The organism is Actinomadura sp. NPDC048955 (genome assembly GCF_040649435.1).
Taxonomy (GTDB): Bacteria; Actinomycetota; Actinomycetes; order Streptosporangiales; family Streptosporangiaceae; genus Spirillospora; species Spirillospora luteofluorescens.
On the sequence record NZ_JBEZJI010000111.1, the window covers coordinates 1 to 9,884 of the forward strand.

Annotated in this window: 8 protein-coding genes and 1 pseudogene; 4 read left to right on the top strand and 5 right to left on the bottom strand. The window is 65.8% G+C overall.

What is annotated here, in order from left to right; all coding sequences use genetic code 11:
• The first annotated feature begins 928 nt into the window (after positions 1 to 928).
• Both AB0C84_RS44290 and AB0C84_RS44295 read left to right on the top strand, forming a co-directional pair.
• Positions 929 to 1,686, top strand: a pseudogene (locus AB0C84_RS44290) (transposase family protein).
• A 1,125-nt stretch (positions 1,687 to 2,811) separates the two neighbouring features.
• On the top strand, positions 2,812 to 3,201 hold the full coding sequence (locus tag AB0C84_RS44295; RefSeq protein WP_361078488.1) for a peptidase inhibitor family I36 protein: 390 nt from the start codon (positions 2,812 to 2,814) through the stop codon (positions 3,199 to 3,201).
• 259 nt (positions 3,202 to 3,460) lie between these two features.
• Here the strand turns inward: AB0C84_RS44295 and AB0C84_RS44300 are convergent, their stop codons facing one another.
• Together AB0C84_RS44300 and AB0C84_RS44305 are read right to left on the bottom strand one after the other, a co-directional pair.
• Entirely contained in the window at positions 3,461 to 3,715 is a 255-nt protein-coding gene (locus AB0C84_RS44300; RefSeq protein ID WP_361078491.1) for a recombinase family protein, read from the bottom strand.
• 304 nt (positions 3,716 to 4,019) lie between these two features.
• Entirely contained in the window at positions 4,020 to 4,517 is a 498-nt protein-coding gene (locus AB0C84_RS44305; RefSeq protein ID WP_361078494.1) for a class I SAM-dependent methyltransferase, read from the bottom strand.
• Positions 4,518 to 5,008: 491 nt separating this feature from the next.
• Here AB0C84_RS44305 and AB0C84_RS44310 point away from each other — a divergent pair, with 491 nt between their 5' ends.
• Entirely contained in the window at positions 5,009 to 5,359 is a 351-nt protein-coding gene (locus tag AB0C84_RS44310; RefSeq protein ID WP_361078497.1) for a hypothetical protein, read from the top strand.
• A 651-nt stretch (positions 5,360 to 6,010) separates the two neighbouring features.
• Here AB0C84_RS44310 and AB0C84_RS44315 read toward each other — a convergent pair.
• Positions 6,011 to 6,841, bottom strand: coding sequence for a helix-turn-helix transcriptional regulator (locus AB0C84_RS44315; protein WP_361078500.1), 831 nt, complete (start codon positions 6,839 to 6,841; stop codon positions 6,011 to 6,013).
• Between the two features lie 117 nt (positions 6,842 to 6,958).
• On the opposite strand from AB0C84_RS44315, the gene AB0C84_RS44320 reads away from it, so the two are divergent.
• Positions 6,959 to 7,981 (top strand): NAD(P)-dependent alcohol dehydrogenase, encoded by a 1,023-nt coding sequence (locus tag AB0C84_RS44320; RefSeq protein WP_361078502.1) that lies wholly within the window; start codon positions 6,959 to 6,961, stop codon positions 7,979 to 7,981.
• A 481-nt stretch (positions 7,982 to 8,462) separates the two neighbouring features.
• On the opposite strand, the gene AB0C84_RS44325 is transcribed toward AB0C84_RS44320, so the two are convergent.
• Positions 8,463 to 8,870, bottom strand: a complete 408-nt coding sequence (locus AB0C84_RS44325; protein WP_361078505.1) for a hypothetical protein — start codon at positions 8,868 to 8,870, stop codon at positions 8,463 to 8,465.
• A gap of 341 nt (positions 8,871 to 9,211) precedes the next feature.
• A complete protein-coding gene (locus tag AB0C84_RS44330; protein WP_361078507.1) occupies positions 9,212 to 9,577 on the bottom strand; it encodes a hypothetical protein in 366 nt (121 codons plus the stop codon).
• Positions 9,578 to 9,884 lie beyond the last annotated feature (307 nt).

Sequence of the window (9,884 nt, forward strand, 5' to 3'; positions counted from 1 at the left end):
TGATCGGCGGACGGCACCTGGGCGCCGTCATCGTCGAGCTGTGACGTCCCGAGAGGAGCCCCCATGCGGATCGGCGACGCCGCCGCGGCGGCGGGAACCACGCCAGGGAGGCAAAGGGATTTGCAGTAACGTGTGGACGTGAATGGGCAGTGCGAATGAAATCATGCTGGCATGCCCGCTCCGATGACACTTCAGGGAAGCCTCGTTCGGCTGGAGCCGCTGGCTCCCGAGATGGTGGGCGCCGTGGTGGAGGCCGCCACCGAATCAGGAGGGACGTCGCTCTTCACCCTAATTCTCCAGGATCTCGACGCGATCAGAATGCGGGATGAGCCCTGGCGTTCGCTATTCGGACAGTTGAGCATGACCGGATCGTCGTCTGCACGCCTGGGGCGAACCCGCGGCCTGGTCGGCGACGTCCCGATGTCGCTAAGATCGGCAGTACCTGGCTGGCGCCGTCGGCGCGCCGCACCGGAGCGAACCATGAGGCCAAACTGCTCATGCTCAGCCACGCCTTCGACACCTGGAGAGTTCATCACGCATCAAGACTGATGCCGTAACGCACGCTCTCGCACTGTCATCACTCGCGGGGCGCTCATTTTGAAGGCATCGACGCTCACATCTCCGGCACCGTCCGGGACACTGCATGCTTCTCGATCATCCGCGCCCAAATTGCCTGAGACCCGGCAATGACTCCGCGACTACTACATATCCCAGCCACGGGCCGTCACAACCCGTGCCCTGCTCCGTAGATCGCACCAGGGCAGGTTTCGGTGTTCGCTACACCCCTCGGGCAGCCAGATTCAGCACAGTGAGGAAATTCCAACCTGAGTCCGCAGGTCCCGGACTGGTTGCGTCCCGCGCGGCGTAAGCGACAACAAGAGAGCTCCTGGTAGATCGAGATTTGCGATCTTGACCACCAGCAGCTTCGATGCTGTTCTATCGCGCTGCCCTCGATCTGTCTCGCTCGGCTCGCAGGTTCGTGGCCGATCTGATCCGCAGGCATCGGCGCAGGGGCGGGTCACGGTGGCGGCGGTTGCCGCCAGACCGCTAAGCGCTGCCAGTCCTGTTGCACCTGCGCCGCAACGAGACCTTCGCCGACCTGGCGGCGGCGTTCGGTGTCGGGGCCGCGACCGCGCACCGCTACGCCACCGAGGTGATCGAACTGCTCGCCGACCTGGCTCCTGACCTGTGGCAAGCCCTGAGCATCGCTCAACGCAAGGCCTACGTCATCCTGGACGCCACGCTGGTCGCCACCGGTCGACTGTCGGGCCCAGGCGACCGGCTGGAGTACTCGGGCCGTCATGGCGTGAACGTCCAGTTCCTCACCGGCCCGCATGGCGAGCTGATCTGGGCGTCGCCGGCCCTGCCTGGCTCTACCCATGATCTGCCGCCGCCCGTGAGCACGGCATCATCGACGCTCTGACGACCCGGGCGATCGCCTGCGATGCTGACAAGGGTACGTCGGCGCCGGCGGCGCGGTTGGTCCCCCCTACATGCGCAAGAAGCATCGCAGCTGGACAACCGCAAGCGGCTGTTCAACCGGCACCACGCCAAGGTCCGCGCCCTGGGCGAGCGAGGCGCCGCTGCGCTCAAGGGATGCACATCTTGCGGAAGGCCCGCTGTTCACCCGGCCGCCAATCCACCATCGTGCAGGCCATCCTCACCCTCCATCACCAGGACAGATAAGGATGGAATCAGCTCAGTTCACCATGGGCAGTACCGCACCGCATCGCCCCTCCATGCCCACCCCACCGTCGCTGGATCCCACTCGACCGAACGTCCGGCGGACGGAGTCGGGACGAGTTGAGGCGCCCCCGGGCCGTGTACTGCTTCAGCAAACCTCAGGGAAGCGCCAGTGACCTTGGTGGCGTCGGGCACCCGGACGCCGAGACCGATGCTTGCCTGACCTCCGATGAGCATGCACTGTCGCCGGGGTGCCGAACGCCCCCGTGCGGCACGCGGTTCTAATCGATCAGGCGCGCTCGCAGAGCGACGTCGTTGGGGGCATGGGGTCCGTGACGGTATCTGGAGCACTGTCCGGCCGAGGTGGCGGAGTTGCCGGGGCAACCCGAGCCGTCCTAGATTCAGAACAGCCTCGTACCGTGATTAGCCGGCGGGGACTTCGGTACTGCCTGGCGCGATCGACGGCGACCTCGAGCCGAGCTTTCACCGTCCGCAACGCCGACTCACGTTACGCCACGCTCTTCACCTGCCGAGTTCCGTCCACACCGCCGTGGACGCACCCATATACGGAGCACATAGGAGCCTTATATGGTCTGGGGGCAAAGGGCACGGAGGGGACTATGGTATCCGAGCGCAACAAGGTCGGCTCCAGCCGCGCCCGAGGCCGGCGATCGAGAGATGATGTCCACACCCGCCGACTCTCAGCCACGTCGGAGGAAGCGACAACGAAACAGCGCGCCCGGCTCGCGCCCCGCCGCGGACACAGGCCGACCGGTGCCAAGGGACCGCCCAGGGCACCTCCTGGCCAACTCCGACCGGGCGCAGGACCCAACGATGGTTCCTGACGACTGCCAGGGCGGGTGAAGCGCCAGGGCATGCACTATCTGGCAATGGACGAGCGCCGCCCGTACCCGAGAGGCGATCTTGCCCGCATCTTGACGACGCGGCTGCTGCTGCGGACCGGCCCGTCAGGAAGAGGTTATCCGCTGGAATAGTGGCTTGCCCATCACCCGCCGTGTCCAATCCGCATGAAGATCACGGCGACCCGTGAAGGTTCATGTTCGCCCGCTGGCGAACCACCCGACGCCACTGTCCCCAAACACCTGCCACAAAAGGAGGATATGTTTCATGTGGAAGCTCCGCACTATCCGGTACATCGCCGTCGCCGGAGCGGTCGTTAGCGCCGCGCTGCTCGGAATTCCAGGTCAAGCCCAGGCGCTCGACCCTTGCCTGCACAACAATATATGTTTTTACTGGGGCGGCAACCTCAGTGGGGCGGTGCGTGGTTACTATATAGATAATCCTGACTTCGGCGGAGATACATTCTCCGGTCCTGGCGCTGGTTACGGGGAGCGAGTGAAGAACAATTCCGCGTCCGTGTACAACGACTTCCATCTGCCCGCTTTGGTTTGCTACAACGAGAATTATGGCGGACCGTGCGACTATATCAACCCGCACAGTTGGAGGAATCTAAATTACGCCTGGAACGACAACGCTTCGTTCCGCTGGATCTATTAGGGTCACTGAAGGTATCCCGACGGGGAGTCATCTTCAGGTGGCGGTGAGGACGAGGACGGCTTGGCGATGGCATCGGATGCGGCCGGGGCTGAAGGTCCTATGCCGCAGGGTCCGCCGGTGCGGCTTCAATTCGGCTACGACGCGCCGCCGCAATACGTAAGCACGATTTCGATGGCGGGCGGTGAATGATGCGGTGGATGGTGGAGCGGCCGACGCCGTACTCGGTGGCCAGGTCAGCCAGCGACACTTCGCCTTCGGCTTAGCGTAGGCGGATGAAACGCCGCGCCGACTCGAGCAGTTTGGGCTGCTTGCCCTTGAGCTTACCGTTCTTCTTGGCCAGCGCCATGCCCTCGCGAGTGCGCAGATGACCCAGGTTCGCCTCGACCTCGGCGGCCATCGCCAGGGTCTGCAGGAACCGCCGACCGAACGGGTCGTTCCGGGCGTAGACCGAGCCGCACAGCCCGAACAGCAACTGCCGGCCGGACAGGCGGTGAGGATCTGGCTGGCCCGCCATTGGCCCTGGACCGGCCTGATCGCCTCGGCGATCATCCAGCTCCAGATGCTCCCGGCACCCTGACCAGCACGAACCGCCCCATCAACACCACGAAGGAGAACCCCCGGGCCCGTGGAGCCCCGCCCACTCGACGCGACAGTCGGGCCCAACGGCTGACCCGCTACCAAAAAGAAGCGTTGGTTGGGTCGCTCCGCGACCCAACCAACCTCACGAAAGATCGAGGCTAACGGCTGTCCGCAGTATCACCCCGATGAACCCACCGACCAGCACTACCGTCCAGCGCACTGTCCGATACGGAGGACACTCAGGTATCGGCGCGATGCTCGGTCGCCCATTCGCGTGCGGATGTGCTCGGCGATGGCATCGAGAAGGGGCTCACGGACGTCGTGGTCGAGTGCCGCTCATGGAGATCGGCGGTCTCGGCGTACACCTCCGCCTCTCCCGGCCGGCGGACAACGACATAGCCGAGCAGTGCCATCCAACCTCCGGGACGAAGTACGGCGTGCGCTCGCTGCCAGCCAATCGATGGATCCACCCAGTGCCACGCCGACGCGGCCACAAGAGCATCGAAGCGCCTACCGCGGTCGTCCCACTCCTCGAACGTCGACGTCTCGACTGTGACGTTGCAGAAGGGGGCGAGCCGTCGGCGAGCGAGTGCGGCCATCTCCGCGCCCGGCTCGATCGCGGTCACTGAACATCGGAGCGCTGCCAACGAACGCGTCGCCTGACCGGTACCGCAGCCCACCTCAAGCACCGACGACCGTTCGCTCATGCCCGTGATGGAGACCAGGTCGGAGAACATCTCATCTGGGTAGGTCGGCCGGACCCATCGTAGAGCTCTGGCACCTCGTTGAACACGCGACCGAGGTTTCCTCGATTCGAACCCACCATCGCGCCATTCTGCCGCGTTGCTGCCGACGCCGTCGCGATGGCGAGCCGCACGTCCCGCCCTGGCAAGGAGAAGAGAGAGAGCAGGGCGCCGCAGCGCTCACAAGTTGGCACATCGGCGGAAAGCCCGCTGCTCACCCAGCCGCGTGACCACCATCGTCCAAGCACCATCGTCCCCCACGACCACGCCATGAAGTTGCAATCAGCTCGTTCCGCGCCGGACTTAACCCAGTCATCGACGGGCTCACGCCACGGTTTATAAGGTATTCGACGCGGCGCGCTAGCTGGTCCACAATGAGTTGCTGCAACCCCGCAGCCATGGCGACACCTGCTCAGCATGTACTTCGCTGTTCGCCCGTAACGACGGACGCCATGCTTTGACCTCTACAGCGGAGACCCCAGGCGATGGAACCAGTCCGGCAGACGCGATCCGGCAGCACCTTCACCACCACCGTCATGGGAGGCACAGGAATCGTGATAGAGATGGACAGGCAAGTTTGCCAGACCATCGATCAAGCCGTGAACCTGGACAAGGTCAGGTGGACCGTCGAGGTCCTGCTTACGCTGCTGCCGCAAAGCGGGCTGACCGGCCCCCACGAGGGAAAGATTCGACACTACGCCGCCGAAATCATCCAGGAGCTCGTCCTGCCCGCGCCCGATCACTCCCGGATCCGTGCGCTCCGCGCCGACATGCTCCGCATAGGTGAGGCTTCTTCAGTCGGCGTGATCAGGGCGCTACTGACGATTCCCTGGTAGGGGTGGAGCCATGCCCGCATCGCACTTATGAGAATAACTGCCCTGCCGAAGGCGCCTGCGCCGCTATGGCGGACGCCGATACCCCTGGATCCTGTGCACCCGATCTGCGTGTGGCAGCGGAGCGCCAAGCGTTGGTGGCGGTGCCGGTTTCGGGCAGCGCTGGGGAACGGAGTTGACCGTTCTGCTACGTGAGCGTGCGGTCGTGCGGCGAGACTCCGCTCTGCCCATCTACCCAGACCGCGCTGGCCGAGTCTGTGCAGTCCGCAACGACCCTGCCCAGTTAGTGCGACTCTTGGCCGGACGAGCGATGCCGAGACGGCCGAACTTCGCCAATTCGCGGGGGACGAGTGCTCCTACGGGCAGTCCTTGACCTTCGGAAGCCCGTCGACGCCCAGACCGAGAGTCTGCGCGAGCTGGCGTCATCCCGGCTAGGCCAGGGAATTCGGCGACCACGCGGACGGTAAGGAGATGCGGCAGGACTGGCAACACCCTCAGGAGGAGCTATACCGATGCGATAATCCGGTTCGCTCCTGTACAAGCATGAAAGAGACGACCAGCCTCAAAGGACCGCCCCGAGCCGTTCCACGCCGAGCACCTCCGGTAGAGGAGCGCGGCGCGAAGGAGACGAAGCGCTGAGGCTGCTCTCCTCATTCAGGTCCGCAGCAGTTGCAGCGCGGCCCCGGACGGGCTGGCGTCGGCGGCGTTGAAGACGAGCAGGCGTTGGTCGGGGTCGTCGGCTAGGAGCAAGGTTTCCAGTTCCAGGCTGAGTTCCCCGACCTCAGGATGGTGCAGGCTCCGGGGGCCGGAGGCGTGTTGGGCGACCGGATGGGCCGACCACAGGGCGGAGAACTCGTCGCTGTTCATGGTCAGCTCGCCGATCAGGGCGGCCAGTTCGGGGTCGTCGCGGTGTCGGCTCGCGGTCAGCCTCAACGACGCGACCGCGCAGGATGCCGAAGTCTGCCACCGCGGGTACAGGTCACGGTGGTGTGGGTCTAGAAAGAGCAGGCGGGTGAGATTGGGTCGCTGGTCCAGGTCATTGGGAGCGTCGCGGTCGAGGTGGCCGGCCAATAGCCGATGCCCGAGCGCGTTCCACGCCAGCACCTCGGTGCGCATCCCCGTCAGCACAGCGGGAGCGTCCAGGGAGTCGATGAGACGCCGGGTGCTGCCGCGTGCCGTGGCGGGGTCCGCTGTTAGCGGCGGTACCGGAACGGGCCTGGCGAGATGGTGCAGATAGACCCGTTCGTCGGCGGTGAGCTCCAGCGCGCGCGCCAGCGCGTCTAGGACCGGCTCTGACGCCTGGTGGCTCTGGCCCTGCTCCAGCCGCGTGTAATAGGTGACGCTCACCCCCGCGAGCTGGGCAAGTTCCTCGCGGCGCAAGCCGGGTACTCGGCGTGCACCGTGGGAAACGATCCCCACGTCCTGTGGGGTGAGCCTGCCGCGCCGGGTCCGAAGGAACTCACCCAGCGTCGCTCTGTCCGCCATGCGCCCCATTGTGCCCGCCTGGCGCACCCGCTGCCTAACCCTGGCTGTGCCAGGTAGCCGCTGCCCACCCATGCCGTGGTCTGGAAGCCGTTTCGTACGTTGACGATTCTGGACGCCATGAAGCAATGGACGATGAGGGCTGCTGGCCGCGCCAACCTGGAACTCACCGAGGTCCCGATTCCCGATCCGGCGCCCGGTCAGATACTGGTCAAGGTCTCGGCGGTCGCACTCAACTACCGTGACCGGCTCGCAATCGACGAGGGGCTGACCATGGTCTTCCCCAGCAACGGCGTGTTCGTGCCGGGGTCGGATATGGCCGGCGAGGTCATCGCTGCGGGCGGGGGAGTGGACCAATTCGCACCAGGCGACCGAGTGATTTCCACTTGCCTGCCCGGCTGGATCGATGGCCCCGGCCCCGGCAACGCCCGCTTCGGCGGTCCTGAAGCCCTCGGGAGCGGGCACCTGCCCGGAGTCTTGGCCGAATATGTCGTTCTGGACCAGGAGTGGGCCGTCCGTGCACCCCACAATCTGACCGACACCGAAGCCAGCACACTCCCCATGGCCGGGTTGTCGGCCTGGACCGCCCTGGTCGAGCAAGGTCGAGTGCATGCCGGGCAAACCGTGGTCGTGCACGGGACGGGCGGTGTGGCTCTGTTCGGTCTGCAACTCGCCGTGGCGCACGGTGCCGAGGTCATGGTGATATCCCGCGACGACGCCAAACTCGCCCAGGCTAGGGAACTCGGCGCCGCCCACCAGATCAACCGGACGACCCGGGACTGGGTCGAGGCAGTCTATGAAGCCACCGAAGACCGCGGGGCCGATCACATCCTGGACACCATCGGCGCACACCATCTCGCACACTCGATCGAGGCGGCGGCAGTTGGTGGACATATCTCGCTAATCGGCATCTTGGAGGGTTACGAGATCTCCGGCCACGTCGCCCATCTCGCCCGCAAGAAACTGCGCATCGACGGTTTGCAGGTCGGTCACCGCACTGCGTTGGAAGGCCTCGTCCGCGCGGCTGACCACCTGCGCCTCCGCCCCGTCGTCGCGGCCGAGTACGGCTTGACTGACCTGCCCGCCGCGCTCGCCCACCTCGAACACGGCGCTTTCGGCAAGATCGTGATTGCCGTCGCCTGATCCCTGGCGCTTTAGTCTCTGGGGCGGCCATCGCAGGTCGCGGGACCGGCTGACCCCGGCGCTGCTGCCTGCGCTGTCGGCGTCGGTCAAACTTGCCGATTTTGCGGTGCTCTCCGGCGTTCTGGACGATCACAGCATGATCGCGAGTTGACGGAGTCAGCGACAGATGCGGAGAAGCCCCTGGTAGACGGGTTGATCACCACAACCCACACCGTCTCACCAGGAGCTTCTGCATGCTGTTCTACCGTGTTGCTGTGGATTTGTCGCGTCCGACGCTGAACTAGGTGGCGGGGATCGTCCGCCGCCATCGCCGGGCGATCAGGTCGCGCTGGCAGTTGCTGAGCCCCGGCCAGCAGGCACTGCTGTTGCTGGTGCACCTGCGCAAGGGCGAGAGTTCGCCGAGGCCGCCGCGGGCCTCGGGGCATCGGTGGCCACTGCTTGGCGCTACGTCGAGGAGATCGTCGTGCTGCTGTCGGCGCGTTCACCCAAGCTCGAGGCCGCGTTGCCCAGGGCCAAGACAGACAGGCTGACGCACTTGGTCCTGGAAGGCACACTGACCCACACCGACCGGGTGAAGGTCGACCGCCCTACTTCTCCGGCAAGCATTGGGTGCACGGCATGAACGTGCAGGTGATCGCCGAGCCGGCCCAAGCCCGAGTCGCAAAAGCAGGCCAACCGGGCGCACGCCAAGCTCCGCGGCCCCGGCGAATGCGCAAACGCCGAGCTCAAAGCCCGGCGAATCGTTCTTGCCTTGGTAGGGGGTGATGACGACCGAGGCTTCGGCTCCTCGGTAGGCCTTGTCGGCCAGGGTGAGGATCCCGGCCTTGTACAGCGCGCGCAGGATTCCCCAGATACGGGCGGCGGTCAGGTCGTGAATCTTGCCGGGCATCGCGCCCGAGGTCCACCGGAGCGGCCCCTGCGCAGCTCCGCTGCGGGCCCAGGAAGGCCGGCCGCCTGGTCAAGGCCATCGCCGTCCTAACCGAGCAGGCCGCGTCTGAAGTGCTCTACCTGGTCCTCCGCCAGCCGCTGAAGAACCAGCCGAACGTCACCGGCAAAACTCCCGACTGGAAGGCAGCCCTGAACGCCCTGGCGCTGCACTACGGTGACGCATCACCCTGAACTGAGCTGGTCACTGCCTCACGCACAGACTTTCAACAATCCCGAATTGGCTGTTTGGGGTCAAAGAACAGGGGCCCGGCGGTGGCCGGGCCCCTGCAGAGTGGGAGTGAGTCAGCCGCGGGTGGCGCGGCTGTGGATGTAAATGCCGGCCGTGAGTGCGAGCAGACCGCCGACGACGGCCCGGTACACGGGGGGCATGTCGAGGCCGTGGCTGTAGAGGCCGAGCCCGCTGACGAGCAGGCTGGCGGCGGAGAGGCCGTGGGCGAGGCCCAAAGCCTCCTTCCGGCCACGGTTGAGGTAGATCACCAGGCTCATCCCGGAGCAGAGGTAGCCGCCGAGCAAGCCGCCGATGACGCCGCCGACGATGACGCCGATGACGCCACTGCCGGTGATGCCACCGAAGATGACACCGCCGAAGATAACGCCGAAGATAACGCCGACGATGCAGGAGATGGCAGAGGCGTTACGCCTGGTCATGGGTTCTCCCCTTGTCTTTTCGTTGTAGTGGCGCCCAGAGGCACGCTATGCAGGTGACCGTCCGGGATGTACTGCGTATCGCAGCAGGTAATCGGCGGGCGGCCCGCCCAGGCCGTGCGTGCGGCCTGGGGGGCCGGTCCCGGCCCGGCCACCCGCCGAATGACTCGGCGGCAGAGCCGGTGCCGTAGGCCGGCGGAGTAGGCCGGCGGGTTGTAGGCCTGTGTCGGCCCGCGGCCTTGGCTGGGCGTCGGCGGCGTGGACCGCGCCGGGAGCGGGTCGGTGGGGCGGCTATGAACAACGGCTTGAG